Source organism: Methylobacterium sp. WCS2018Hpa-22, from assembly GCF_031843785.1.
Classification (GTDB): Bacteria; Pseudomonadota; Alphaproteobacteria; order Rhizobiales; family Beijerinckiaceae; genus Methylobacterium.
Genome location: NZ_JAVTJA010000004.1, coordinates 202772 through 228012, shown reverse-complemented (window position 1 = coordinate 228012; position 25241 = coordinate 202772). Strand labels below are relative to the sequence as shown.

Sequence of the window (25241 nt, the reverse complement as noted above, 5' to 3'; positions counted from 1 at the left end):
CGGGATGCGCGGGTCCACACTCCTGGAAGGAGAGGGACAGGGAGAGGTGTGTGACCTTGTCGGAGGCGGACCACACCTCACCCCAGCCCTCTCCTTCCAGGAGAGGGAGCCCGTCGCGCCTCATGTCGAACCCACTTGGGAAGGGAGAACGGCCGGCGACCAGACATGTGAATCCGGTACGCAGAAAGGGGCGAGGAAAGCCGGGGTGCGGCTCGGCTCGCTCGCCGAGGCGGCTTCCTGTCCCGTGGTCGTGCTGGCCGCTCCGGTCTCCAAGCTCGCCGAGGTGGTCTCCGCCATCGGACCTCATCTGCGGCCGGGCGCACTCGTCCTCGATGTCGCCTCGGTGAAGATGGTCGCCGCACGGATCATGGCGGAAGGGTTGCCCGATCACGTCGGGATCGTCGCCACGCATCCGCTCTTCGGCCCGCAAAGCGCGCGCTCCGGCCTGAAGGGGCTGAAGATCGCCGTATGTCCGATCCGGGGGCGGGGAGGCCTGCGCGCCGCGGCCTTCCTACGGAAGCATCTCGGCCTCGATGTCATCCTCACGGATCCCGAGGCACATGACCGGGCAGCCGCCTCGGTTCAGGGCCTGACGCATCTCATCGCCAAGGTCTTCGTCGAGATGGAGCCGCTCCCGACCCGGATGACGACGAAGAGCTTCGACCTGCTGATGCAGGCGGTGGGCATGGTCAGGAACGATGCCCCGGAAGTCTTCGACGCGATCGAGCGCGCGAACCCCTACGCGGCGGATGTGCGCCGCCGGTTCTTCGCGCATGCATCACGGCTGGAGCGTGAACTCTCGGAGCCTCGCTCCAACGCCATGGGGTGAACCGGCAATCGCGGCTTCGGCCATCCGCATACCGGGGGGAGGGAGGCGAGACGCAGACTTCCCCCGGTTGAGTGAACGTCTACTGCTCGCTAACGTCGTCGCCCTGACGGATACCGTAGCGGGTCTCCAGTCCGGGATTGGCGCGGGCGACCGGCCGCTCGGCCACGTCGCGCGTCATGTCCCGTGGAGCCTCCCGCGGCACGTCCCGAGGATTGCGGGCCAGGCCCTCACCCTGGGTCCGGACGCCGCGCTCGCCCGGATCGCGACCGACGCGGGGAATGAGGTGGACGAGGTCGACGAACTCGTCGGCCTGTCGGCGAAGGTCGTCGGCGATCATGGCCGGCTGTGTCTGGATCGTCGAGACGACGGTGACCCGGACCCCGCGGCGCTGCATCGCCTCCACCAGGGAGCGAAAATCGCCATCGCCCGAGAACAGGACCATATGATCGATGCGGGGCGCGAGTTCGAGGGCATCGATGGCGAGTTCGATGTCCATATTGCCTTTGATCTTGCGACGACCGGCGGAATCGGTGAATTCCTTAGCCGGTTTGGTCACAACCCGATAACCGTTATAATCGAGCCAATCGATCAGCGGGCGGATCGATGAATATTCCTGGTCTTCGACCATGGCTGTGTAGTAAAAAGCCCGGATCAAATTGTCGCGAGCTTGAAATTCCTTAAGCAGACGGCGATAATCGATATCGAAGCCAAGCGCCTTCGTTGCCGCGTAAAGATTCGCTCCGTCGATAAACAGAGCACTGCGCTGTTGTGCGCTCATTGAAAGATCCATTTTCTCATCAGAATTTTCAGACGTAAGATGTTGCAGTCCTAATAATTCGTCACATTTGACTGATCATTCGCCGCCCGATGCCTTGACAACCCAAGGTTGATAACGGACAGAACGTTAGAATTAATAATAAATTCTAAGAACCGGTCGAATGCCACAGGCAACGGCCAAGCCTCTCCTTTGTTATTGTCGGATTGACATACCTGTCAACCACGATTGGTATACAATCACCTGAAATTGAGGATAAAACCAGGTTCTGCCGAGAATATTTGACGGTCTACAACTGTTGCGCCCAATTGCGCATCAGTTCATCGACCACATTCAGTTTTAGCCTTGCTTAAGATTAGGCGGGAGGCATCACCCGGCTACCCGGCTTGACGGCAGGCAGCGCGGCAAGTTCCGGCGGCAAGGCATCGGCAGCATAAGCCGGAATGTCGAGAGTGACCAGGGTAACGAGCGGCAGGCCGATTTCGCCGCGCCCGCCCGAACGGTCGATGAGGCAGGCCGCGCCGATGACCTCCCCGGGCTCGCCTTGGAGCGATGCGAGGCATTCGCGGGCGGAAAGCCCCGTCGTCACGATATCCTCGACGATCACGGCGCGTTGGCCGGCCGGAATGCTGAAGCCGCGACGAAGGCTGAAGGGCCCGCCGGGATCACGTTCGACGAAGATGGCGCGTGCTCCGAGATGACGCGCCGTCTCGTATCCCGGAACGATCCCGCCGATCGCCGGGGACACGACGATGTCGATCGGGCCGAAGCGGGCGACGATGACCTCCGCCAGGGCCTTGCACAGGCGCTCGGTCCGGACCGGATCGGAGAAGATCGCCATCTTCTGCAGGAAGACGCCGGAATGGAGCCCGGAACTGAGCACGAAATGTCCTTCGAGCAGAGCCCCTGCATCGCGGAATTCCGCGAGCACCGCGTCTGGCGTCATGAGAAACGTGTTCCTTGGATAGCGAGTGAGGGCCGCGTTTGTGGCAGCGCGGGCCACCTGGCGCAAGGCGCGCGCCGACGACGCGCCCAGAGGGGTACGGACGCTCAGCCGTTGACGCGGTCGACCCTGCTCACGGTGCGCTTACCGCGCAGCTCGGCGACGATGGCGTTGAGGTGCTTCAGGTCCCAGACCGAAAGATCGATCACGATCTCGGTGAAGTCCTGGGTGCGTCGCTTCATCGAGACGTTGTCGATATTGCCGTCGTGGTCGGCGATGACCTGCGCGATCTGGGCCAGAACGCCGGGCTCGTTGATCGATTGCAGGGCGAGGCGCGCGGGAAAACGTTCGCTCCCCCCCGCCTCGACATCCCAGCGCACATCGAGCCAGCGTGCCGGTTCGTTGTCGAAATCCGCGAGCGCCGCCGACTGGATCGGATAGATCGTGACCCCGACACCGGGGGTGAGGATACCGACGATGCGGTCCCCCGGCACCGCGCCCCCGTTCGGCGCGAAGCTCACCGGCAGGTCGTTGTCGAGGCCGCGGATCGGGATGGCATCCGGCCGGCCCATATCGGCGGTGCCCTCGGGGAAGGTGAGGCGCATGGCCTGCCCCTTGGCGAGGCTGAGGCGACCGGCGCCCCCGTCCATTGGCTGCTGCAGGGCTGCCGGCGCCGTCCGGCGCTCGTCCTTGTGGTCGGGATAGACCGCGCGGACCACGTCGCCCGAGAACATCTCGCCCCGGCCCACCGCCGCGAACACGTCTTCGGTGCTCTGCCGGGCGAGGCGAGGAAGCGCCCCGCGCAGCTTGTCCTCGGAGAAGTTCTTGGCCGCCCGCTCGAAGGCACGATCGAGGATCTGGCGGCCGAGGCCGGCATATTGGCGGCGCACGGCCGAGCGGGTCGCGCGCCGGATCGCGGCGCGGGCCTTGCCGGTGACCACGAGGGATTCCCAGGCGGCCGGAGGCGATTGTCCATCGGCCCGGGCGATCTCGACCTCGTCGCCGTTGACGAGCTCGATCAGCAGCGGCGCCATGCGGCCGTTGATCTTGGCCCCCACCGCCGTGTTGCCCACGTCGGTATGGACCGCATAGGCGAAATCGATCGGCGTCGCGCCGCGTGGCAAGGCGATGAGGCGCCCCTTCGGCGTGAAGCAGAACACCTGGTCCTGGAACAGTTCGAGCTTGGTGTGTTCGAGGAATTCCTCCGGGCTGTCGCCCTCGGCCAGGAGTTCGATGGTCCGCCGCAGCCATTGATAGGCGCCGCTTTCCGTGGCGAGGCGCGGATGGACGCCGCCGATCTCGTCCTTTCCGCCGGATTCCTTGTAATGGGCATGCGCGGCGATGCCGTATTCGGCGATCTCGTCCATGGCCGCAGTGCGGATCTGCAGCTCGACGCGCTGGCTCTTCGGCCCGATCACGGTGGTGTGGATCGAGCGGTAATCGTTCTGTTTCGGGGTGGAGATGTAGTCCTTGTAGCGACCCGGCACCATCGGCCAGGTGGTGTGCACGACACCCAGCGCCCCGTAACATTCGGACAGGGATTCCACGATGATGCGGAATCCGAAGATGTCCGAGAGTTGCTCGAAGGCGACGGATTTACGCTCCATCTTGGCGGAAATGGAAAAGGGCCGCTTTTGCCGCCCGGTGACGACGGCGTTGATGCCCTGGGCCGCGAGCTTGGCGGTCAGGTCCCGTTCGATGCTCTCGACCAGCCGTTCGGATTTCACGGCGAGGTCGGCGAGCCGCTGGGTGATCGTCGCGTAGATCTCGGGCTTGAGGTTGCGCAGCGCGAGGTCTTCGAGCTCTTCGCGCAGTTCCTGCATACCCATGCGGCCGGCCAGCGGCGCATAGATATCCAGCGTCTCCTGGGCGATCCGCTCGCGCTTCTCCGGCTTCATGTGATGAAGCGTGCGCATGTTGTGCAGGCGGTCGGCGAGCTTGACCAGCAGCACGCGCACGTCCGCCGCGACGGCCAATAGCAGCTTGCGGAAGTTCTCGCCCTGCGCCGCACGTTTCGAGACGAGGTCCAGGCGCTTGAGCTTGGTCAGCCCGTCCACCAAGGCGCCGATCTCGGGGCTGAAGATCTCGCTGATCTCGTCGAGGGTGGCTGCCGTGTCCTCGACCGTATCGTGCAGCACGGCGGCGACGATGGTGGCGTCGTCGAGCCGGAGATCGGTGAGGATCGCGGCGACTTCCAGCGGATGGGCGAAGAACGGATCGCCCGAGGCCCGCTTCTGCGTCCCATGAGCCCGCATGGCATAGACATAGGCGCGGTTGAGAAGGGCCTCGTTGGTGGCGGGGTTGTAACGCCTCACCCGCTCGACGAGCTCGTACTGGCGCATCATCCGCCGCAACACCCTTCACTCATCGTCACTGCCCACCTCTGTCTCATGTTGTCCCGCATCGCGGCCGGGCACGCCAGACCCATGGCGCCGCATGACACCGGTTTCTCGCCCCGAAAAACGAAAAACCCGGCGCTGGGCCGGGTCTTCGCGGGATCGTCAGTAATAAACGTGTCGTCCGATCACTCGGCCTCTTCGTCCGTCTCGGTCGGAGGAGCGAGGTTCTCGAGACCGCGCAGAAGATCTTCTTCGCTCATCCGGTCGAACTGGACGGCGCCGTCATCGCTGGACGATTGCGGCGCGACGGCGGCGGCAGCCGGCGAGCTCGACAGCAGCGGCACCGTCTCGGCCTCGGGCTCATCCACCTCGACGTATTTCTGCATCGAATGGATCAGCTGTTCCTTAAGGTCGTCGGCGGTGATGGTCTCGTCGCCGATTTCGCGCAGGGCGCAGACGGGGTTCTTGTCGCGGTCGCGGTCGATCGTCAGCGGCGCCCCGGCGGCCAACAGGCGGGCACGGTGGCTCGCGAGCAGGACGAGCTCGAAGCGGTTCTCGACCTTGTCGATGCAGTCTTCAACGGTGACGCGAGCCATGCGCAGAGGCTCCTTCCATAGGACCGGGAATAGTATGATTGAACGCGCCTCTTACACCGCCTCGCGTGGCGCAACAAGCGCGACCGGCATATTGCCCCCGACGCCTCCACGGGCAGCACGTTCGGGACCGGCGTTCCATTCCCGCCCGAGGCCGCTGCTTATCGCCCGGGCGACAGCGCCCTGCCCCCCGGTTATGCGTGGCACGGTTAAGCTCGTGCGAGCCTTCGCATGGGAATTGAAGAGGGCCCAAACCTCATGACGAAGACGCTCAGCCGCCGCGGCCTGTTCAGCTGTGCCTGCCATCTCGGCGCAGCGGCCTTCGCCGCCACCGCCATGCCGAATCTCGGTCTGGCGGCCAGCCCGTCCACCAAGAAGACGGACCTGACGGCCGATCAGGCGCTGGAGCTAATGAAAGAGGGCAACCGGCTCTACAAGACCGACAGCCCCGTCCGCGCGGTGCAAGGGCGTGAGCGCCGGATCGAGATCGCCCTCGGGCAGACCCCGTTCTGCGTGCTGGTGAGCTGTTCCGATTCCCGCGTCTCCCCGGAGATCCTGTTCGGGCGGGGTCTCGGCGAACTCTTCATCGTCCGCAATGCCGGCAACACCGCCGACACCGCCGCCCTCGGATCGGTGGAATACGCCGTCTCCCAGCTCGGCGTGCCGCTCATCCTGGTCATGGGGCATAGCCGCTGCGGCGCTGTGCAGGCCGCGGCGGATGTGGTCGAGAACAACACCGTCTATCCGGGCTCCATCGGCCGGATGATTGAACCGATCGTTCCGGCGGTGCTCTCGGTGCGCGGCAAGCCCGGCGATTTCCTGGAGAATTGCGTACGCGCCAATGTCGACCGCGTGGTGAACCGCATGCGCACCGCCTCGGAGCCGGCGCTGCTCGACCCGTTGAAGGCGGGCAAGCTGCGCATCGTCGGGGCATCCTACAGCCTCGACACCGGCACGGTGGATTTCTTCAACGAGGCCTGAGACGGATTTATCGGAAACCGGCACGCGCCCATCATCGGACGCCCGCATTTCGGTGATGGGCGTCCGGCGATGGCGGCGCGAGAGAAAAAGCGCGGCTTTATTACCGACATCGCGGTCTCAACCCCGGTCGAGACCGGTATTCGTCCATCGCTTCGTCTCCGCTCGTGTTGACACCTGCTGCACACGGTGCGACTGCGCCGCCCTTTCCCGTGCGACGACGTGGCAAAGGATTTCGACGAACATGGCGCGCGCATTCCTCTTTCCCGGCCAGGGCAGCCAGGCCGTCGGCATGGGCCGGGCCCTGGCCGAATCCTTCCCCCAGGCGAAAGCCGTCTTCGATGAGGTGGACGAGGCCTTGGGCCAGTCCCTCTCGACGCTGATGTTCGAGGGACCGACGGAAGAACTGACCCTCACCGCCAACGCGCAGCCCGCCCTGATGGCGGCCAGCCTCGCGGTCGTGCGCGTGCTTCAGGCCGAGCGCGGGCTCGATCTCGTTCGCGACGTGGCGGCGGTGGCCGGCCACTCGCTCGGCGAATACACGGCGCTCGCCGCCGCCGGGACGTTCACGATCTCCGATACCGCCCGGCTCCTGCGCATTCGCGGCGAGGCCATGCAGGGCGCGGTCGCACCGGGGGCCGGGGCCATGGCCGCCCTGATCGGCGCCGATGCCGAGCTGGCCCTGTCCATCGCCTCGGAAGCCGCCGAAGGAGATGTCTGCGACGTCGCCAACGACAACGGCGCCGGGCAGGTGGTGCTCTCGGGCGGGAAGGCCGCGGTGGAGCGCGCGGTGGCGATTGCCCAGGCGCGCGGCATCAAGCGTGCGGTGATGCTCAACGTCTCCGCCCCGTTCCATTGCTCGATGATGTCGCCGGCCGCCGAGGCCATGCAGGATGCCTTGACCCGCGTGGCCATGAAGGCCCCCCTGGTCCCGGTCTATTCCAACGTGCTGGCCTCGCCGGTCGTCGAGCCCGCCGCCATCCGGCAGGCCCTCGTCGCGCAGGTGACCGGCACCGTGCGCTGGCGCGAATGCGTCGAGGCCATGGCGGCCGCCGGCATCGACCAGTTCTACGAAATCGGCAGCGGCAAGGTGCTCACCGGCCTCGTCAAGCGGATCGCTTCCGGCTCCACCGCGGCTCCCGTCGGCACGCCCGACGACGTCGCCGCCTTCCCGACGCTCAGCTGACAACAGGATTGCCCATGTTCGACCTGACCGGCCGCAAGGCTCTCGTCACCGGCGCGACCGGCGGCCTCGGCGGCGCCATCGCCAAGGCGCTCCACGCGCAGGGTGCCATCGTCGCCATTTCCGGCACCCGCCCCGAGGCGCTGGAAGCCCTGTCCGCCGAACTCGGCGGCGAGCGCGTCCACCTCGTGCCCGGCAACCTGTCGGACAAGGATGCCGTCGAGGCCCTGGTGCCGGCGGCCGAGGCCGCGATGGGCGGCCTCGACATCCTCGTCAACAATGCCGGCATCACCCGCGACAACCTCATGCTGCGGATGAAGGACGACGAGTGGGATGCGGTGATCGCCGTGAACCTCACCGCGGCGTTCCGGCTCTCTCGGGCGGCGGTGAAAGGCATGATGAAGCGGCGGAACGGCCGTATCATCAATGTGGGGTCCGTCGTGGGCGCCACCGGCAATCCCGGCCAGGTGAACTATGCCGCCGCCAAGGCCGGCCTCGTCGGCATGACCAAGGCCCTGGCCGCCGAGGTCGCCACCCGCAACCTCACCGTCAACTGCATCGCGCCGGGCTTCATCACCTCGCCGATGACGGATGTGCTCAACGAGAAGCAACGTGAGGGAATTCTCACCCGCGTGCCCATGAACCGCCTGGGCACCGGGGACGAGATCGGCGCGGCAGCCGTCTATCTCGCCTCCGCCGAGGCCGGCTACGTCACCGGCCAGACCTTGCACGTGAATGGCGGCATGGCGATGTATTGAGGCGTCTTTTATTGCCTTGACGCAGAGCGCTTTGCTGCACTGCACACGAAAAATAAGTGTTCCTTCGCTCGAAAAAGCCACAGCGATGAACGGTTTGTGAACCGCCCCTCGCCAGCACGAAAACCCTGTGCTACCACCCCGGCTGCCGTGCGAGGGGGGTTGACGGTTCTGCGTGTTGCGGGTTCTCAAGGCCACGCGCGATCGGACACCGGCCGCCTTCAAAATCCTCACAAGCGGGATGGCGGCCACGGCGCCTTCACCATCACGATCGAATAGCTAAGGACCAAGAACGATGAGCGATATCGCTGAGCGCGTGAAGAAGATCGTTGTCGAGCACCTCGGCGTTGAGCCGGAAAAGGTAGTCGAGGGCGCAAACTTCATCGATGATCTCGGCGCCGACAGCCTCGACACCGTCGAGCTCGTGATGGCGTTCGAGGAAGAGTTCAACGTCGAGATCCCCGACGATGCCGCCGAGACCATTCAGACGGTCGGCGACGCCGTGAAGTTCCTCGAGAAGAACTCCGCCTAAGCGCGAGGGGCAAAAGGCGCATCGACAAGCGGGGCTCGATCGCCCCGCGCGCCGTTTGGAATGATGATGACGGGACCGGTTCGGGATAACGCGATGCGTCGGGTTGTGGTGACGGGCTTAGGCATGGTGACGCCGCTGGGAAGCGACGTCGAGACCACCTGGAGCCGGTTGATCGCGGGAGATAGCGGAGCGTCGCAGGTGACAGCCTTCGACGTGTCCGATCTCGCCTGCCGCATCGCCTGTTCGGTCCCGTTCGGAGACGGCAGCGACGGCACCTTCAATCCCGACCGGTGGATGGAGGCGAAGGAGCAGCGCAAGGTCGATCCGTTCATCGTCTACGCCATGGCCGCCGCCGGCCAGGCGCTCGATGATGCCGGATGGCATCCGAAGTCCCACGAGGATCAATGCGCCACCGGCGTGATGATCGGCTCCGGCATCGGCGGGATCGGGGGTATCTACGACGCCTCCGTGACCCTGCACGACAAGGGGCCGCGGCGGATCTCGCCGTTTTTCATTCCCGGTCGCATCATCAACCTCGCCTCGGGCCAGGTTTCGATCGCGCACGGGCTCAAGGGGCCGAATCACGCGGTGGTTACCGCCTGTTCCACCGGCGCCCATGCCATCGGCGACGCGGCCCGGCTGATCCAGTTCGGCGATGCCGACGTCATGGTGGCGGGTGGTGCCGAATCTCCGGTGAACCGCCTCGCGCTCGCGGGCTTCGCCGCCTGCCGCGCCCTCTCCACAGGTTTCAACGACCAGCCAACCAAAGCTTCGCGCCCCTATGACAAGGACCGCGACGGCTTCGTCATGGGCGAAGGCGCCGGCGTGGTGGTGTTGGAGGAATACGAGCACGCCAAGGCGCGCGGCGCTCGGATCTATGCCGAGGTGGTCGGCTACGGCCTCACGGGCGACGCCTACCACATCACATCGCCGGCCCCGGACGGCGACGGCGCCTTCCGCTGCATGAGCGCCGCCGTGAAACGCGCCGGCATCTCGGCTGGCGACATCGACTACATCAACGCGCACGGCACCTCGACGCCAATGGGCGACGAGCTCGAGCTCAAGGCCGTCGAGCGCCTGCTCGGCGACAACGCGGCCAAGGCCGCCATGTCCTCCACCAAGTCGGCGGTGGGGCATCTCTTGGGCGCGGCCGGCGCCATCGAGGCGATCTTCTCGATCCTCACCATCCGCGATGGCGTGATGCCGCCGACGCTGAACCTCGACACACCGTCGGTGGAAACGGCCATCGACCTCGTGCCGCATGAAGCCAAGCGCAAGCAGGTGGATGTCGTGCTGTCGAATTCTTTTGGATTTGGCGGGACGAATGCGTCGCTGGTAATGCGGCGGGTCTGACGGCGGAAGGCTGTCACCGGCAAGATCGGGAAGAGGGACGGCGGACCCAGTAAGGGCCAACGCAGTTTGACCCGTTGGTCCCCAGCCGAAAGTCTTGTTTTCCATCGATAGCGACATTCGTCGGAAACGGACGGCAAAGCCGAAACCAGTCGCCCGTGGGCGAAAGTCTACTCCCGCATGGTAGCTTTCGTTATTGCGCGCGTCCTAGATCAGCGGTGATGCATCCTCCTCGCTCCACCTGCTCCCTAACCTCGTCATCTCGCTCACGGCGAAGATCCTGATCGCCCCGGCCTCGTATCGCCTGCTCGAGCGGCAGGCGGGGGCCTTCCTCGAACGCCTCGTGAGGTTCACGCAAAAGGGCTGTTGGCAACGGGGGCGGGGCCGTGACGATGGAGCGGTAATACGCCTTTTTGCCACAAAACCGGTTCACTCCGTCTCGTATAACCCGGCCGCCCGGGTGTAGTCAGGTTTGACGCACGGAACCTGTGGTCTCCATCCGGGAGGTCCACCCATGCACCGGCACCTCATTGCCTGAGACTCGTGGCACGCATGGCCCCCGGTCGGACATGACAACACGACGACCGCATCGTCGGGCCGAGAAGAGGTTGGCGAGAGGCGAGGCCCGAACAGGATGTCCATGTTCTTCCGCAAGCGCAAAAATCCGGACCCGGCGCCGTTTCCGGTCCCCTCCGAAGAGCCGGCACAGCTGAACCGCGCGTCCCCGCGCAGCCCCAGCGAGGCGATCAAGCCCACGGCCGCGCCGCCCCCGCCGGACCGTCCGGTGCGAGAGCGCGGCGGGTTGCTCAGCACGATCAGCGGCCTGCTCACCGCCGCCGTCATCCTGGCCATCGCGGCGATGATCGGCGTGACGCTGTTCGACCGGCAGATCCGCGAGCCCGGCCCGCTCGCCGCCGACAAGGTCGTGGTCATCCCGCCGCGCAGCGGCACCTCCGAGATCGCCGAGGCTCTGAGCCGGGAGGGCGTCATAAGCCACACCGCCCTGTTCGAATGGGCCTCCCGCTTCTCGGGCAAGGCGCTGAAGGCCGGCGAGTACACGTTCAAGGCTCATGCCAGCATCGGCGACACCATCGAAACCCTATCCACCGGCCGGCAGGTGCAGCACGCCATCACCTTCCCCGAGGGGCTGACCTCCGAACAGATCGTGGTGCGTCTCAACGAGAACGACATCCTCACCGGCGACATCAACGAGATCCCGCCCGAGGGCTCGCTCCTGCCCGATACCTACAAGTTCGAGCGCGGCGCCACCCGCCAGCAGATCGTCAACCTGATGCGCGCCAAGCAGCGCGAGGTGCTCAACCAGATCTGGCTGCGCCGCTCGGCCGAGATCCCGGTGAAGACCCCGGCCGAGATGGTGACCCTGGCCTCCATCGTCGAGAAGGAGACCGGCCGGGCCGATGAGCGCCCCCGCGTCGCAGGGGTGTTCGTGAACCGCCTCAACAAGCGCATGAAGCTGCAATCGGACCCCACCATCGTGTACGGTCTGGTAGGCGGACGCGGCACGCTCGGCCGTGGCATCCAGCGCTCGGAGATCGACCGGGCCACGCCCTACAACACCTACGTCATCGAAGGCCTGCCGCCGGGGCCGATCGCCAATCCGGGCCGCGCCGCGCTCGAGGCCGTCGCCAACCCGTCGCGCACCAAGGACCTCTATTTCGTCGCCGACGGCACCGGCGGCCACGCCTTCGCGGACAGCCTGGAAGGCCATTCGCGCAACGTCGCCCGCTGGCGCCAGGTGGAGCGCGCCCGCAAGGAGGTACCCACTGACGCCGCCCCCGTGGACAAGGCCGATCCTCCGACCGATCCGTCGAGCGTGCCGGGCCGAGCCTCCGCCTACGCGCCGGAGGGCACGAACTTCGCCGGCGGCGCCCCGGACCCGTCGGCCCCGCGGCCGAAAGCCTTCGACGCGTCGGAAGGCACCAAGCTCGACCCGCTTCGGAACAAGACCTTCGACCTCAACTCGGCCAAAAGCGTCCCGGCGCTGAAGCCGCAATGAGACGCACGCCCGCCGCGCGCATACCCTCTCCCCGCACGCGGGGAGAGGGCCGCGACGACCCCGTTGTCGGCGCGGCGAGGCGGCAGCCGAAGGTGAGGGGACGGAGCCGGAAGAGGCTCGTCCGGATGTACCCCCTCACCGCCGCTCCGGCTTCGCCTGCGCTTCCTGTCGGCACGACGAGGTGCCGACAGGCCTCTCCCCGCCCGGCGGGGAGAGGGGAAACTCGGCGACCGACCGCCTTTCTCGACCACGGCTCTCGACCATGATCCTCTCTAGCATGACGGGCTTTGCCCGCACCACCGGCACCACCGGCCCGGTGCAATGGGCCTGGGAGGTCCGCAGCGTGAACGGGCGCGGGCTCGACGTGCGCCTGCGCGTGCCCAACGGCCTGGAGGCGGTGGGCGAGGTTGCCCGTACCGCCCTGCAGAAGACCCTGACGCGGGGTCAGTGCCAGCTTTCGCTCAACCTCACCCGGCCCGAGACCAAGGCGCGGGTGCGGATCAACGAAACCCTGCTGGCCGAGCTCGCCGCCGCCACGGCGCGCGTGCCGCGCCCGGAAGGGCTCGCCCCGGCCTCCCTCGACGGATTGCTCGGCATCCGCGGCGTCATCGAATCCGACGAAGAGCCGGCGGTGGAATCGGACAGCCTCGCCCATGACCTCGCCGAGGGCGTGGTCCGGCTCGTGGCCGACCTCGTGGAAGCGCGCCGCGCCGAGGGGCGCCAGCTGCGCGCCATCATCGAGGGGCAGCTCGTCGCCATGTCCCGCCTCCGCCAGGCCGCCGAGGCCTGCCCCGGCCGCCAGCCCGAGGCGGTGAAGGCGCGCCTGTCCGCGAGCATCGCCGCCTTGATGGAGGCCGGCGGGCTCGATCCCGGCCGTCTGCACCAGGAGGCCGTCCTCATCGCCGCGAAAGCCGACGTGCGCGAAGAACTCGACCGTCTGAGCGCCCATCTCGACAGTGTCGGCGAGTTGCTGGCCAAGGGCGGCGCCATCGGCCGCAAGCTTGATTTCCTGGCCCAGGAGCTCGGCCGCGAGGCGAATACCCTCTGCGCGAAGGCCGGAGACATCGCGTTGTCGCGGATCGGACTCGACTTGAAGGCCGTGGTGGAGCAATTCCGCGAACAGGTTCAGAACGTCGAGTAGGTTTTTCGGACATGCAGGCCACGACGATCGGGCGGCGCGGGTTCATCCTCATCCTGTCCTCGCCTTCGGGAGCGGGGAAGACCACGCTGACCCGCGCGGTCGCCAGCGACCCGAAATGGGGGCTCGATCTCTCGATTTCGGTGACGACGCGACAGCGCCGGCCCTCCGAGATCGACGGCAAGCACTACAATTTCATCGACCGTGAGGCCTTCGACGCCCTGCGCGGCGCCGACAACCTGCTCGAATGGGCCGAGGTCCACGGCAATTTCTACGGCACGCCGCGCCGCCCGGTGGAGAAGGTGCTCGGCGCCGGCCGGGACATGATCTTCGACATCGATTACCAGGGCACGCGGCAGGTGAGGGCGAAGCTCGCGGACGACGTGGTGACGGTGTTCATACTACCGCCGAGCCTCGCCGAGTTGCGACACCGCCTCGAACGCCGAGCCGAGGATTCGCCCGAGACCATCGAGAAGCGCCTCGCCAATTCCCGCGTCGAGATCCAGCGCTGGAACGAGTACGATTACGTCCTCGTCAACGACGACCTGAACGACGCCTTCGCAAAGCTCCAGGGAATCCTCGTCGCCGAGCGCCTCAAGCGCGCCCGCAACACCGGCCTGTCGGATTTCGTCGACGGGCTTCTGGCCGAGCCCGACAGGATCGCCTAAGGAGCCGAGCCCGATGTCGACACCCGACCGGACCATCCGCTTCGACCAGACCTGCCCGATCCTGCGCATCTTCGACGAGGCGAAGGCGCGCGAGTTCTATGTCGACTTCCTCGGCTTGAGCGTCGATTGGGAGCATCGCTTCGACGCCGACTTTCCGCTCTACGCCCAGGTGTCGCGCGCCGGTCTCATCCTGCATCTCAGCGGCCATCACGGCGATGCGACGCCGGGCTCCACGACCTTCGTGCGGATGGCGGGCATTCACGCCTTCCAGGCGGAACTCAGCGCTCGGAACTACGTCCATGCCAAGCCGGGCATCGAGAACCTGCCCTGGGGGTTGGTGATGACGGTGACCGACCCTTTCGGCAACACCCTGCGTTTCTGCGAAGATCCTGCGGAGCCGTAGGTCACCGCGGTCGCCGGACGCTCGCCCGATCCGTCACAGTCGCGTAGCCCGGAACACCCCCGGCCCGGTCAGGGTTGGCCCGCACATGACCGGCCGGAGAACGTGTCGCCCCGGTCGGACCCACGCGGCCAGCGGAGCGAGCAATGGATTTCGGGATCGAGGGACAGGTCGCCGTCGTCACCGGGGGCGATTCCGGAATCGGCTACGCCACGGCCGAGCTGCTCCTGAAGGAGGGAGCAAAGGTCATCCTCAGCGATAAGGTCGCGGAGGCCTTGGAGAAAGCGGCCACCGCACTGTCCGGCCTCGGTACCATTGTGGCGGTGGTCGCTGATCTGGCACAGCGGGCCGATGTCGAAGCGCTGGCGATCAAGGCGCGCGAGGCCTTCGGTGCGGCCCCGACCATCCTGGTGAATGCCGCCGGCATCACCGGGGCTACGGGCGACTTCCTGGACCTGACCGACGAGGATTGGCTGGAGACGATCCAGACCGACCTGATGGCGGCGGTGCGGGTAACACGCGCTTTCATCCCCGGCATGCGCGAGGCCGGGTGGGGGCGGATCGTCCTGTTCGCTTCCGAAGACGCGGTGCAGCCCTATGTCGAGGAACTGCCCTATTGCGCGGCGAAGGCCGGAATCCTCAGCCTCGCCAAGGGTCTCTCCAAGGCCTATGGGCCGGATGGCGTCCTGGTGAACACCGTCTCCCCCGCCTTCATCGCCACACCAATGACCGACGCTATGATGAAGAAGCGCGCCGAGGAGAAGGGGACCTCCTTCGATGAGGCGATCGCGAGCTTCCTCGACGAGGAGCGCCCCGGCATGGTGGCCAAGCGCCGGGGACGGGCGGAGGAAGTAGCGTCGGCCGTGGCGTTCCTCTGCTCCGAACAAGCGAGCTTCGTCACCGGCGCCAATCTGCGCGTCGATGGCGGATCGGTGGCGACGATCTCGACCTGAGAAGGGTTCAGCCGCGCGGCGGCAGGATCGTGGCGCGGCGGGCCTCGAGGGTCTGCCACAGGATCAGGGACGGCAGGCCGAGCACCACGTCGGGCACGCGCTTGGCCAGCGATAGGGCGATGGCGGTTCCGGGATCGATGCCGAACAGGCCGCCCACGAGGACGAACCCGCCTTCCTGAACCCCTAATCCGCTGGGCACCGGGAAGGCCGCCGATTTGATGGCCTGGCTCAAGGCCTCGATGATGATGACTTCCGCGAGGCCCACGCCCTCCACGCCCATACAGGTCAGCGCGATCCAGATCTCAGTGGCACCGAGCATCCAGGCAAGAAGGTGCAGGACGACGCCTTGGAACAGCAGGAGCCAGCGCTTCGGGGCCCAGACCGTATCGAGAGCGCCATGAACGCCCGCATCGTCAGGCGCCGAGCCGGGGACGGCCTCTTCCCGGTCGCGCAGGAAGCGACGAGCGAGCTCCGCGATGCGGCGCTCGACACCCCGGATGAGCGGACTGCGCTGGAAGACGAAGAAGGCGGTGAGCACGATGGCGGTGACGCCGAGCGCCCGCAGGGCCCAGGCCGCGAGGGACGCGGCGGACTCGCCTTCCATCTGCATCAGTAGCGCGACGCCGATGAGCACGAAGAGGGCCTGCGTGCCGACCTGGATCAGCATGTCCACCAGGATCGAGGCCGCAGCGAGTTTGCCCGGGACTCCCCAGAAGGTGAGGAGACGCCCGCCGACGACGTCACCCCCGACGGAGGCCACAGGAAGGAGCACGTTGATCCCGTCCCGCACGAAACGGAGGATGAGGAACGCTCCCGCCTCGGCGGTGGCCGCGAGCCGGTGCAGCACCCGCTCCCAGGCGAGACCGCAGAGCGACAGGATGACGACGCGCATCAGCACGATGCCGGCGAGCCCGACGATCCCGATCCGCCCGAAGGCATCCGTCACCGAGGCGATATCGTGGGTCGCCACCAGCCAGATCGCCAGGACGAGGCCGAGTACCGTGCCCAGGACGGGCAGGTATCGCAGAACGTGCCTCACGGCGCCCGTACGGGCGGGAGGAGGCGCCACGACCCGGCGCGTCACCGGTACAGCCCTGTGGAATGGACGAGCGCCAAGGCCGACGATCCTCTTCTGCTCGGCGGGCACCGCATCCGGCGCAAAGCCTGCCACCCAAATTGATCCCGGATCCGCCCTAAAGCGGCATTGGGGCCGAAATCGGAGATCGCTTCATTCGGACCGGCGGGCGGGCGGATAGACCGTATCGAGGGCCTGCTCGGCATTGCCCTCGGGATCGATCAGCACGATGCGGTTGCGCGACAGGCTGAAGGAGGTCGCCACCGCCACGAACCGCTTCGGGCAGGGGCCGAGGCAGCCCGTCGAGACCACGCGGGTCATCCCGCCGAGGCCGCGCCTTTTCGCCTCCCGCTTGAGCCGCCCCCGGATCTCGTCCTTCTTCAGGCCGACGCGCTTGGTGCATTTCGCGCAGACCAGGACGATGTCGGAATAACCCGACTTCGCCGTCCGCACGGTCGTGTCCTTGTCGTGCTTTGCCAAATCCGGGTGCCCGTTCCACATCCGGCGCGCCGAGGGGAGTGGGCGCCGCCGCCGCCACACCTAACGATGGGGGGGAGGGGCGGCAACGGGGCGTGTCGCCTCGCCGGCTCCGCGCCGTTCAGCCGTAGGCCGCCACGGCCCGGACACTGCCGGGCTCGGCGACGCTAATGCCGGCATCGACATATTCGTTGAGCTTGTTGCGCAGGGTGCGGATCGAGATGCCGAGAATCTTGGCGGCATGGGTGCGGTTGCCGAGGCAATGGTCGAGCGTGTCGAGGATCAGCTCGCATTCCACTTGAGCCACCGTCCGCCCCACGAGACCGCGGGTGGCGGCCTCGGCGACCTGGGCGGCGCGTTCCACCGGCCCGGCGGAGCGGGCGAAGGATTCGCCCTCCGGGGTGGAGATCGCGTCGGCGTCGATCTCCGGGCCCGTCGCCAGCAGGACCGCCCTGTGGAGGGTGTTCTCGAGTTCGCGCACGTTCCCGCGCCACGGATTCTCACGAATGATCGCCTGCGCCTCGCGGCTCAGGACACGGACCGGCACGCCGTTCACCTCGGCGTATTTCTTGGCGAAGTGGGAGGCCAGCTCGAGGATGTCGGCCGGGCGCTCGCGCAGCGGCGGCAGGCGCAGGTGCACGACGTTGAGGCGGTAGAACAGATCCTCGCGGAACGTGCCCTTGCGGACCTCGTCGATGAGGTTGCGGTTGGAGGTGGCGAGCACCCGGATATCGACCTTCACGGGGGCCGTGCCGCCGACCCGATCGATCACCCGCTCCTGCAGCGCGCGCAGCAGTTTCGATTGCAGGCGGACATCCATCTCGGAGATTTCGTCGAGCAGCAGCGTGCCGCCATTGGCTTCCTCGAACCGGCCGATCCGGCGGGCGACGGCGCCGGTGAAGGCGCCCTTCTCGTGGCCGAACAGTTCGGATTCGAGCAGAGCTTCCGGGATCGCGGCGCAGTTGACCGAGACGAAGGGCCGGCTCGAACGGGCCGACTTCATATGGACGTGCCGGGCGAGCACCTCCTTACCGGTGCCGCTCTCGCCGGTGATCAGCACCGAGGCTTCCGACCGCGCGACCTGCTCGGCGAGCTTCACCACCCGCTCCATGGAGGCGTCGCGCCAGACGAAGGCGCGTCCGTCCTCGGAGACCGCCTGCAGCACGGCGGCGATCAATTCCGGATCGGGCGGCAGGGGGATGTATTCGCGGGCACCCGCCTGGATCGCGGCCACGGCCGCCTTGGCATCGGTGGCGACGCCGCAGGCGACCACCGGGGTGCGGATGCGCTCGTCGGCGAGCGCGGTCACGAGTTCGCGGATCGGCTGGCCCACATCGATCATGACGAGGTCGGCGCCCTTGGCGCGCAGCACGGCGAGACCCTGCGCCACCCCGTCCGCATGGGTCACGGCCGCGCCGCGACTCATGGCGATCTTCGAGGCGGTAACGAGTTCGCCGCTCAAGCGTCCGATGATGAGGAGCCGCATGGTCTAGTATCCTGTGTCGGTGGAGCCTCGCGCAGCAGCGCGGCGGGCGGGATCAGTGGTCGCTCTTGATGATCTCGGTCATCGTCACGCCGAGGCGCTCCTCCACGAGGACGACCTCTCCGCGCGCGACGAGGCGGTTGTTGACGAAGATGTCGATGGCCTCGCCGACCTTGCGGTCGAGTTCGAGCACCGCGCCGGGCTGCAGTCGCAGCAGGTCGCCGATGGGCATGCGGGACGACCCCAGAACGGCCGAGACCATGACCGGGACATCGAAGACCTGTTCGAGATCGGCGGCGCTCTTCGGGGTGGTGGGCGCCTCACGAATCGATTCGGAGCCGAGCCCGTCGAAGGACGCGTCGCCGCCATTGAGAAGCGGCAGGCTGAAATCGTCGGCCATCAGGATCTTTCAAAGTCGCGCGTTACAGGGGGGGTCGTCGACGGATCAGGATTCGAGAGGATGGCCGATGGCTTCGAGCACGGCGGCCTCGATACGGGCACGGTCACGCACCACCCCGCCATCGGCCCATTCCATGCGGGCATCGCCGGGGGCGAGGTCGGGCTCCCCGAGGACGATCAGACGCCCTTCGAAGCCGCGCTCGCGGGCGAGGCTCTTCACCAGCGCCTCGACTTCGTCCACCAGTCTGTCGTTCACGCGCACGACGAGATGCGGCACGCCGCGCAGGTGCTGCAGGGCGGCCCGCGCCGCGTCGCCGATCGCCGCCAGCGGATGGGCATCGAGGGCATCGCCGGCGATACGACGCGCCAGGGATACGGCGAAGGCCATGGCCTCCTCCTCGCGGGCCGCGTCCCGCGAATCCGCCTGGCCGATGAGGCCGGCGGCGGCGAGGCCGACGCGGGTGAGGGCATCCGCCATGCGAGCCTGGGCCTGGGCCTCGGCCTGGGCGCGCCCTTCCTGGACACCCCTCGCATGGGCCTGCGCCACGGCCTCGGCCAGGGCCGCCGCCTCCTTCGGCGAGACGGTCGCACCCTCGCGCGGCCGGAAATCGGTGTCGAACAGGAACCGGCGGGCGTTCAATAGACCAGCTCCTCTTCGCCACTGGACTTGGCGATCATGATCTCACCCTTCTCGGCCAGTTCCTTGGCGAGCTCAGTCATCTTGGCCTGCGCCTCATCGACGTCCTTGAGCCGAATCGGCCCCAGCGAGCCCATCTCGTCGTTGATGTTCTTGGCCGCGCGGGTTGACATGTTCTTGAGGAAGAAGTTGCGCACGCGCTCGTCGGCGCCCTTGAGCGCGCGGCACAGGGTATCGGTGTCGACCTTGCGCAACAGCGTCTGCACGCTGCCCGCATCGAGCTTCAGCAGATCCTCGAAGGTGAACATGAGCTGGCGGATCTTCTTGGCCGAGCCGCGATTGGCCTGGTCCAGGGCCGCGAGGAACCGGCCCTCGGTCTGGCGGTCGAAGGCGTTGAACACGTCCGCCATCAATTCGTGGGCGTCGCGCCGCGTGGTCTGCGCGATGGTCGAGACGAACTCGACGCGCAAGGTCTCCTCGATATGGCGCAGGGCCTCCTTCTGCACCGTCTCCATCCGCAGCATGCGGTTGAGGACGTCGATGGCGAAATCCTCGGGCAGGATCGTCAGGACCTTGGCGGCGTAATCCGGCCGCACCTTCGACAGCACGACGGACACCGTCTGCGGGTATTCGTTACGCAGGAACGAGGCGAGGATCTCGGGGTCGATCTGCGTCAGGCTCGCCCAGACCCGCTTGCCCGAAGCGCCCTTGATCTCCGCCATGATCGCCGAGACCTGCTCGGTGGGAAAGATCTTGAGAAGCAGCGATTCGGTGCGCTCGTAGTTCGAGGTGATGCCGCCGCCCGAGGAGAGCCGCGAGACGAAATCCACGATCAGCCTCTCGACGGTCTCCGCCTCCAATGATCCGAGCTGGACCATGGCGTGCGAGACCATCTTGACCTCTTCCTCGTCGAGCATCTGCCAAATCGGCGCGCCCTCCGTCTCGCCGAGGAGCAGGAGGAGCGCAGCCGCGCGCTGGGCGCCGGTCATGGCGTTCAAGCCCGCCTTGCCGAGTTCCTGATCCGGGATGACGCTCAACCCCGAGGACATGCCTCACTCCTCTTCACCGTTGTGGCTGCCGTTACGAAGACCATCGCCCACCCGCTCAACTGTCGTGGATCCAGTTGCGCAGGACCTCTACCGTCTCGCTCGGACTGCCGCGGACCATGTCCACCACCCGTTGGACGGTCTCCGCCTGGACCTTGCCGTTCAGCTGCGCGAAGTCGACGAGGCGGGCGGTGGGGTTGTCGCGTGCCACCAGGACCTGGTCGGGGCCCGGATCGCCGCCGGCCAGTGCCGGACCCGCCATCAGGATGGCCTGGGCGGGCTCCGAGGCGAGGACGCGGCGTAGAAGGGGACGGACCACGGCCATCAGCACGATCACGGTCAGGATCAGAAGCACGGAGAGTTCGACCATCCGCATGACGTCTTCCTTGGACGGCGCCAGGAACGACTGGATCAGCGACGGCTCGGTGAACTCGACGGGAGCGGGCGTCTCGGCGAAACGCAGGTTGACCACTTCGACCTGGTCACCCCGGTCCTTGTCGAATCCGATAGCGGTGCGGACCAGGGTGGCGATCCGCTCGATGTCGTTGGCGGGGCGCGGCTGATAGACGGGCCGTCCATCGGCCCCCGGCACGTAGGCGCCGTCGACGAGGACCGCCACGGACAGGCGCTTCAGACGTCCGCCTTCCTCGACCACCGTCTTGGTGACGCGGGAGATCTCGTAATTCGTGGTCTCCTCGTCCTTCTTCGTGGAATCCTTCGAGTTGGGATTCGGTGTCGGCTGGTTGGCGCCCGGCAGTTCGTTGCCGACCGTCACGGCGCCCTCTGTCCCACCGGTGAGCGCGCTTTCGCTGCGGGTCTGGGTCGAACGGATGACTTTGCTCTCCGGATCGAAGGTCTCCGAACGGCTCTCTATGCGGTTCCGGTCGAGCTCCGCGGTGACCTGCACCCGCGAGCGACCCGTGCCGACAATACCGGCCACGATCTCTTCGATCTGGGACCGCAGACGGCGCTCGAGGCCGACCTGCTTCTCCTCCATGCCGGCGCCGGTCTCGGCCTCAGCACCCCGTGCCCCGTCCGCCAGCAGGCGGCCGCGCTCGTCGACGATGGAGATCCGCTCGGGCTTCAGGCCTTCCACCGCCGAGGCGGCGAGGTGACGGATGGCGCGGACCTGGGACGGGTCCATGTCGCCGACGAGCTTGAGCACGATGGCGGCGCTCGGCAATTCGCGGTCGCGCTCGAACAGGCGGCGCTCCGGTATGACGAGGTGCACGCGCGCCGCCTGGACCCGGCCGATGGCCCGGATCGAGCGTGCGAGCTCGCCCTCGAGCGCGCGCAAATGATTGACGTTCTGAACGAAATTGGTCGACGAGAACGCATCGCCCTTGTCGAAGATCTCGTAGCCGACGCCGGAGGCGCTGGGCAGACCCTTGCCGGCAAGGTCCATCCGCAGGCGCGGCAGGTCGGCCCGAGGCGCCATGATGGTCTGGCCGGCATCGCCCCGTGTTTCGTATTTGATGCCGCGCGCATCGAGGTCGCGGATCACGGCGCCCGAATCCTGCATCGACAGGTCGGCGAAGAGGACACCCATATCGGGCTTCGAGACGCGCAGGATGACGAAGGCGAAGAAGCCGATCAACGTCAGCGTCACGGCCGCCATGGCCGCGAGCCGTGCCGGTCCCAACTTCGTCACCAGTTCGAGAACCGACTTCACGACGCGACGTACCCACCCGAACCGGAGCGACGGAAGGGCCGCGCTCACTCGGCAAAATTTGCCCAGGCCGTGGTTAGCGTTCGGTTAACGATTGTCTTAACGAATGAAAAAAGGGTGTGGCTCGGTCCTGCCGCGGCGGTCCCTGTAACGAAAGAACCGCGCCCTTGAGGGGGCGCGGTTCTTTCGTGGATCGACGGTGGTCCGAGGCATTGTCTCGGCATCCGGAGCGGACGCCGAACTCCATTGACCTCAGTGGCGGTAATGCTGGATGCGGGTTGTACGCAATCCGGCGAGACCGTGCTGGTCGATGGAGAACTGCCAGCTCAGGAATTCCTCGGTGGTGAGGGTATAGCGCTGGCAGGCTTCCTCGAGACTGAGAAGTCCGCCACGTACGGCTGCGACGACTTCCGCCTTCCGGCGGATAACCCACCGTCTGGTCGTGGTCGGCGGAAGATCGGCAATGGTCAACGGACTGCCATCTGGCCCGATGACGTATTTGACTCTCGGGCGGCTTGGTTCGGTCATGATACGCTCTACAACTCGACTGACCTGTCGAGCCAGGAAGGTACTTGCGCCCGCTTAAGATATGTTGAAGCGGATCGATTGCATCTGATTCGTTTTTTCCACGATCATGTGGACAACCCGGCTCCGATGTTCTGAACGCTCGATATCGGCAGCCGCGAATTGCCAATCAGCAGCACCGGTTCTGTACCGCTGAGATCGACGCCATCGACTTTTCCGGCAACCTGCGTATCGACGCTAACCTGTGCACCAGTGGCGTCGAAGGCATCGATCTTGATCGAGTAGCTGCCGTTTGCGGAGGTGAAACCCGAGGTGGATCGACCGTCCCAGGCGAAAGTCTGCGCACCCGCGGTCAGCGCCTTCGACTGTGTCGCCACCACGTTGCCCTTGGCATCGCTGATCGTCATCGTCGCCTGTTTGGCGGCCCGCGCCGGGGTCAGCGTCCAGACCGCCGAACCATCCTTCAGGTTGGCGACCCGCCCGTCCGCCGTCACGCTCTGACCGATGAAACCGGTCGCTGCGGCGGCGCTGGACGCCTTCGCATTGTTGAGGATCGAGTCCAACCGGTCGTTCGACTTCAGCTGTTGCTCGACGCCGGCATATTGCACGAGCTGCTGCGTGAACTGGTTGGTGTCCAGCGGGTCCATCGGATTCTGGTTCTTCAGCTGTGTCGTCAGCAGGGTCAGGAACTGCTGGAAATTACCGGCGATCTCCTGCGAAGCGCCGGTGGCGGTATTCGGGTTCGTGATGGAGGAGCTGCTCGAAGCTCCGGTGATGCCCGATGTCATGGCAGTGTCCTCAGATTCGGATGTCGAGACCGCCGAGACCGCGCAGCATTCGCAGCGGCACGGCGTCGTTGGGAAGGCGTTGTTCTTTCAGGTCGGAGCCGCCGTTGCCGGAACGGCCGTCACGGCTGCCCCCGCCATCCCGCTCGGCGCCGTTGCCCCCGGTGGAGCCGGTGTCGCTGCGCAGGGACAGATTGATGCCGACCTCACCCGCGTCGAAACCCGCCTGTGACAGGGCCTGTTGCAGGTTGCCGACATCGCGTTGCAGCAGGGCCAGGGTCTCCGGCCGATCGACCGTGAGATGCGCAGTGACCGTGCCGTTGTCCTTGTCGATGTCGAGATTCACGTCGATCCGTCCGAGATCCTTGGGATCGAGGCTGATTTCGAAACGGTTGGACCCGGCCAACGACCGCAGCCCGATGGTCATCGCCACCGCGCCGAGGGGCACCGGCACAGCCTGGGCCTGGGGGAGGATGCCGGCGGGATCGAGAGCGGACGCGGGAAGCGGGGCCGCCGGCGCAGGGCCGAACGGCGAGGCTGGGGCGGAAGCGAGATCACCGGAGGCCATTGCCGCACCGGAAGCGAACTCATCGAAAGCCTTGACCGATATGGTCTCGCGCTCGGAGGAGGCCGAGCGGTCGGTTCCGAGTGCGGGGAGGGCGGCAGGGCGACCGTCGGCGGCTTTCGCAGCGCCTATGCCGTGTGAAACGATTTCCCCGGTGTTCGGAGGGGGCGCGGCACCGGCCTGTGTCGCCATCGCGGGGGCGTTCGCCGCGGGCGGAAGCGCGACGGATTCGGGCGGAGCGAAGGCGAGAGTCATCATGCCGGTCGCATCGGGCACCATACCGTCCGCTGGGACCGCCACGTCCTCGCTCGGCTCATCCGCCGTCGTGATCGGGTTGGCCTCCGCAGGCTCAGAGACGATGGCCTGAACCGGAGCGGTCGCGGCCGCCTGTACCATTGTCGAGGGAGGCAAGGTCGAGGAAGGTAAGGCACTTCCGGTCTGAACCCGGGAGGCGGACAGACGACCGTTTCCCGCAATGGGCAGCAAGGCTTGACCCGGCGGAGCGTCCGGGACCTGCCCCTGACGAGCCTGCACGGGCGAAGGTTCGGCGCCGTAGATGATCGGCAAGCCTGCCTTGCCACCTTGCTGCGGCATTTGAGCTGGCTTGGCGACAACATTGGTCTGCTGCTCGCTCAGCCACGGGAAACCGCCAAGGCCGGCCTCGCTCGGCGGCGTCGCCGGATCCTCGTCCTCTCGGGCTCGCGGCAGTCCTGTCTCGGCCGCATCCGCCATCTGTCCTGCGGCACTGTCTGTCGAAGGCTGTGACGACGGGATCGTAGCCTTTGCCAACCGGACCAGATCCGAGATCGGCAAGGCGGATTGCGCGATCGCCGAACCCAGCGACGCCGTAGCGACAGGTTTGGCTGCAGCGACAGGTTTGGCTGCTGCACCGTCTCGGATCGCCGCCTTCGGCTCTGCCGCTCCGCTTGAGACCGGTATCGCGCCCGAGCTTGGCCCTTCGACCGGGATGCTGAAACGTTCGAGGCCATCGGAAGCGGCCGAAAGAGGCATGGCGGGACGCGCGGCGACCGCGCTCGCCAACCGCACGCCCTTTTCTCCGCTGATCGACGTGGTGGCCATGGGGCGTCATCTCCTCGCCCCCACCGCGCAAACTTCGAGCCACGGCC

At 66.7% G+C, this 25241-nt stretch carries 25 protein-coding genes; 11 read left to right on the top strand and 14 right to left on the bottom strand.

Annotated elements, in window-relative coordinates; translation table 11 throughout:
• Positions 1 to 22 precede the first annotated feature (22 nt).
• Positions 23 to 829, top strand: a complete 807-nt coding sequence (locus tag RQI43_RS07475) for a prephenate dehydrogenase/arogenate dehydrogenase family protein (RefSeq protein ID WP_405030576.1) — start codon at positions 23 to 25, stop codon at positions 827 to 829.
• Positions 830 to 908: 79 nt separating this feature from the next.
• Here RQI43_RS07475 and RQI43_RS07470 read toward each other — a convergent pair whose 3' ends face one another.
• The 4 genes from RQI43_RS07470 to rpoZ form a co-directional block, all read right to left on the bottom strand.
• A complete protein-coding gene (locus RQI43_RS07470; RefSeq protein WP_056423758.1) occupies positions 909 to 1607 on the bottom strand; it encodes an NYN domain-containing protein in 699 nt (232 codons plus the stop codon).
• 352 nt (positions 1608 to 1959) lie between these two features.
• On the bottom strand, positions 1960 to 2550 hold the full coding sequence (gene pyrE / locus RQI43_RS07465; protein WP_311274716.1) for an orotate phosphoribosyltransferase: 591 nt from the start codon (positions 2548 to 2550) through the stop codon (positions 1960 to 1962).
• 104 nt (positions 2551 to 2654) lie between these two features.
• Positions 2655 to 4892 carry a bifunctional (p)ppGpp synthetase/guanosine-3',5'-bis(diphosphate) 3'-pyrophosphohydrolase gene (locus tag RQI43_RS07460; protein WP_056423761.1) on the bottom strand — a complete coding sequence of 746 codons (2238 nt, stop codon included), beginning with the start codon at positions 4890 to 4892 and terminating at the stop codon, positions 2655 to 2657.
• A gap of 179 nt (positions 4893 to 5071) precedes the next feature.
• Positions 5072 to 5482 carry a DNA-directed RNA polymerase subunit omega gene (rpoZ, locus tag RQI43_RS07455; RefSeq protein WP_019904660.1) on the bottom strand — a complete coding sequence of 137 codons (411 nt, stop codon included), beginning with the start codon at positions 5480 to 5482 and terminating at the stop codon, positions 5072 to 5074.
• Positions 5483 to 5737: 255 nt separating this feature from the next.
• Here rpoZ and RQI43_RS07450 point away from each other — a divergent pair, with 255 nt between their 5' ends.
• The 10 genes from RQI43_RS07450 (at position 5738) to RQI43_RS07405 (ending at position 15453) form a co-directional block, all read left to right on the top strand.
• Positions 5738 to 6460, top strand: coding sequence for a carbonic anhydrase (locus RQI43_RS07450; protein ID WP_207410526.1), 723 nt, complete (start codon positions 5738 to 5740; stop codon positions 6458 to 6460).
• Between the two features lie 241 nt (positions 6461 to 6701).
• Positions 6702 to 7643 (top strand): ACP S-malonyltransferase, encoded by a 942-nt coding sequence (gene fabD / locus RQI43_RS07445; RefSeq protein ID WP_311274715.1) that lies wholly within the window; start codon positions 6702 to 6704, stop codon positions 7641 to 7643.
• Positions 7644 to 7657: 14 nt separating this feature from the next.
• Positions 7658 to 8398, top strand: a complete 741-nt coding sequence (fabG, locus tag RQI43_RS07440) for a 3-oxoacyl-[acyl-carrier-protein] reductase (RefSeq protein ID WP_056423767.1) — start codon at positions 7658 to 7660, stop codon at positions 8396 to 8398.
• Positions 8399 to 8690: 292 nt separating this feature from the next.
• Positions 8691 to 8927: an acyl carrier protein gene (locus RQI43_RS07435; RefSeq protein WP_018044468.1), complete on the top strand. Its 237-nt coding sequence runs from the start codon at positions 8691 to 8693 to the stop codon at positions 8925 to 8927.
• Positions 8928 to 9020: 93 nt separating this feature from the next.
• Complete coding sequence (gene fabF, locus RQI43_RS07430; RefSeq protein WP_056424431.1) at positions 9021 to 10280, top strand: beta-ketoacyl-ACP synthase II; 1260 nt, start codon at positions 9021 to 9023, stop codon at positions 10278 to 10280.
• A gap of 637 nt (positions 10281 to 10917) precedes the next feature.
• Positions 10918 to 12294, top strand: coding sequence for an endolytic transglycosylase MltG (gene mltG, locus RQI43_RS07425; RefSeq protein WP_056424433.1), 1377 nt, complete (start codon positions 10918 to 10920; stop codon positions 12292 to 12294).
• A gap of 262 nt (positions 12295 to 12556) precedes the next feature.
• Positions 12557 to 13435, top strand: a complete 879-nt coding sequence (locus RQI43_RS07420; RefSeq protein ID WP_311274714.1) for a YicC/YloC family endoribonuclease — start codon at positions 12557 to 12559, stop codon at positions 13433 to 13435.
• Between the two features lie 11 nt (positions 13436 to 13446).
• A complete protein-coding gene (gene gmk, locus RQI43_RS07415) occupies positions 13447 to 14100 on the top strand; it encodes a guanylate kinase (protein WP_056423771.1) in 654 nt (217 codons plus the stop codon).
• 13 nt (positions 14101 to 14113) lie between these two features.
• Positions 14114 to 14503 carry a glyoxalase superfamily protein gene (locus RQI43_RS07410; RefSeq protein ID WP_311274713.1) on the top strand — a complete coding sequence of 130 codons (390 nt, stop codon included), beginning with the start codon at positions 14114 to 14116 and terminating at the stop codon, positions 14501 to 14503.
• A 143-nt stretch (positions 14504 to 14646) separates the two neighbouring features.
• A complete protein-coding gene (locus RQI43_RS07405) occupies positions 14647 to 15453 on the top strand; it encodes an SDR family oxidoreductase (protein ID WP_311274712.1) in 807 nt (268 codons plus the stop codon).
• Positions 15454 to 15460: 7 nt separating this feature from the next.
• Here RQI43_RS07405 and RQI43_RS07400 read toward each other — a convergent pair whose 3' ends face one another.
• From RQI43_RS07400 to RQI43_RS07355, 10 genes are all read right to left on the bottom strand, one after another.
• Positions 15461 to 16537 (bottom strand): lysylphosphatidylglycerol synthase domain-containing protein, encoded by a 1077-nt coding sequence (locus RQI43_RS07400; RefSeq protein WP_311274770.1) that lies wholly within the window; start codon positions 16535 to 16537, stop codon positions 15461 to 15463.
• A 144-nt stretch (positions 16538 to 16681) separates the two neighbouring features.
• The gene (locus RQI43_RS07395; RefSeq protein ID WP_056423776.1) at positions 16682 to 17008 is read right to left on the bottom strand and encodes a (2Fe-2S) ferredoxin domain-containing protein; all 327 of its coding nucleotides are present in this window, start codon (positions 17006 to 17008) and stop codon (positions 16682 to 16684) included.
• A 118-nt stretch (positions 17009 to 17126) separates the two neighbouring features.
• The gene (locus RQI43_RS07390; protein ID WP_311274711.1) at positions 17127 to 18491 is read right to left on the bottom strand and encodes a sigma-54 dependent transcriptional regulator; all 1365 of its coding nucleotides are present in this window, start codon (positions 18489 to 18491) and stop codon (positions 17127 to 17129) included.
• 52 nt (positions 18492 to 18543) lie between these two features.
• Positions 18544 to 18888, bottom strand: coding sequence for a flagellar motor switch protein FliN (fliN, locus tag RQI43_RS07385; protein WP_056423780.1), 345 nt, complete (start codon positions 18886 to 18888; stop codon positions 18544 to 18546).
• Between the two features lie 45 nt (positions 18889 to 18933).
• Positions 18934 to 19527 carry a FliH/SctL family protein gene (locus tag RQI43_RS07380; protein ID WP_056423783.1) on the bottom strand — a complete coding sequence of 198 codons (594 nt, stop codon included), beginning with the start codon at positions 19525 to 19527 and terminating at the stop codon, positions 18934 to 18936.
• The gene (gene fliG / locus RQI43_RS07375) at positions 19524 to 20573 is read right to left on the bottom strand and encodes a flagellar motor switch protein FliG (RefSeq protein ID WP_056423785.1); all 1050 of its coding nucleotides are present in this window, start codon (positions 20571 to 20573) and stop codon (positions 19524 to 19526) included. Before fliG ends, RQI43_RS07380 begins: the two co-directional genes overlap by 4 nt.
• A 55-nt stretch (positions 20574 to 20628) precedes the next feature.
• Positions 20629 to 22242 carry a flagellar basal-body MS-ring/collar protein FliF gene (fliF, locus tag RQI43_RS07370; protein WP_311274710.1) on the bottom strand — a complete coding sequence of 538 codons (1614 nt, stop codon included), beginning with the start codon at positions 22240 to 22242 and terminating at the stop codon, positions 20629 to 20631.
• Positions 22243 to 22491: 249 nt separating this feature from the next.
• Positions 22492 to 22767: a DUF1153 domain-containing protein gene (locus tag RQI43_RS07365; RefSeq protein WP_018044452.1), complete on the bottom strand. Its 276-nt coding sequence runs from the start codon at positions 22765 to 22767 to the stop codon at positions 22492 to 22494.
• Between the two features lie 104 nt (positions 22768 to 22871).
• Complete coding sequence (locus RQI43_RS07360; RefSeq protein WP_056423787.1) at positions 22872 to 23552, bottom strand: flagellar hook assembly protein FlgD; 681 nt, start codon at positions 23550 to 23552, stop codon at positions 22872 to 22874.
• Between the two features lie 10 nt (positions 23553 to 23562).
• On the bottom strand, positions 23563 to 25194 hold the full coding sequence (locus tag RQI43_RS07355; protein ID WP_311274709.1) for a flagellar hook-length control protein FliK: 1632 nt from the start codon (positions 25192 to 25194) through the stop codon (positions 23563 to 23565).
• Positions 25195 to 25241 lie beyond the last annotated feature (47 nt).

Bases quoted from the DNA above. Each gene is read 5' to 3' on its own strand.
- RQI43_RS07470 (WP_056423758.1), bottom strand. From the start codon at position 1,607: ATGAGCGCACAACAGCGCAGTGCTCTGTTTATCGACGGAGCGAATCTT.
- RQI43_RS07460 (WP_056423761.1), bottom strand. From the start codon at position 4,892: ATGATGCGCCAGTACGAGCTCGTCGAGCGGGTGAGGCGTTACAACCCC.
- fabD (WP_311274715.1), top strand. From the start codon at position 6,702: ATGGCGCGCGCATTCCTCTTTCCCGGCCAGGGCAGCCAGGCCGTCGGC.
- RQI43_RS07410 (WP_311274713.1), top strand. From the start codon at position 14,114: ATGTCGACACCCGACCGGACCATCCGCTTCGACCAGACCTGCCCGATC.
- gmk (WP_056423771.1), top strand. From the start codon at position 13,447: ATGCAGGCCACGACGATCGGGCGGCGCGGGTTCATCCTCATCCTGTCC.
- pyrE (WP_311274716.1), bottom strand. From the start codon at position 2,550: ATGACGCCAGACGCGGTGCTCGCGGAATTCCGCGATGCAGGGGCTCTG.
- RQI43_RS07450 (WP_207410526.1), top strand. From the start codon at position 5,738: ATGACGAAGACGCTCAGCCGCCGCGGCCTGTTCAGCTGTGCCTGCCAT.
- fabF (WP_056424431.1), top strand. From the start codon at position 9,021: ATGCGTCGGGTTGTGGTGACGGGCTTAGGCATGGTGACGCCGCTGGGA.
- fabG (WP_056423767.1), top strand. From the start codon at position 7,658: ATGTTCGACCTGACCGGCCGCAAGGCTCTCGTCACCGGCGCGACCGGC.
- fliN (WP_056423780.1), bottom strand. From the start codon at position 18,888: ATGGCCGACGATTTCAGCCTGCCGCTTCTCAATGGCGGCGACGCGTCC.
- RQI43_RS07405 (WP_311274712.1), top strand. From the start codon at position 14,647: ATGGATTTCGGGATCGAGGGACAGGTCGCCGTCGTCACCGGGGGCGAT.
- rpoZ (WP_019904660.1), bottom strand. From the start codon at position 5,482: ATGGCTCGCGTCACCGTTGAAGACTGCATCGACAAGGTCGAGAACCGC.
- RQI43_RS07390 (WP_311274711.1), bottom strand. From the start codon at position 18,491: ATGCGGCTCCTCATCATCGGACGCTTGAGCGGCGAACTCGTTACCGCC.
- RQI43_RS07360 (WP_056423787.1), bottom strand. From the start codon at position 23,552: ATGACATCGGGCATCACCGGAGCTTCGAGCAGCTCCTCCATCACGAAC.
- RQI43_RS07355 (WP_311274709.1), bottom strand. From the start codon at position 25,194: ATGGCCACCACGTCGATCAGCGGAGAAAAGGGCGTGCGGTTGGCGAGC.
- fliG (WP_056423785.1), bottom strand. From the start codon at position 20,573: ATGTCCTCGGGGTTGAGCGTCATCCCGGATCAGGAACTCGGCAAGGCG.
- RQI43_RS07365 (WP_018044452.1), bottom strand. From the start codon at position 22,767: ATGACCGAACCAAGCCGCCCGAGAGTCAAATACGTCATCGGGCCAGAT.
- RQI43_RS07420 (WP_311274714.1), top strand. From the start codon at position 12,557: ATGATCCTCTCTAGCATGACGGGCTTTGCCCGCACCACCGGCACCACC.
- mltG (WP_056424433.1), top strand. From the start codon at position 10,918: ATGTTCTTCCGCAAGCGCAAAAATCCGGACCCGGCGCCGTTTCCGGTC.
- RQI43_RS07435 (WP_018044468.1), top strand. From the start codon at position 8,691: ATGAGCGATATCGCTGAGCGCGTGAAGAAGATCGTTGTCGAGCACCTC.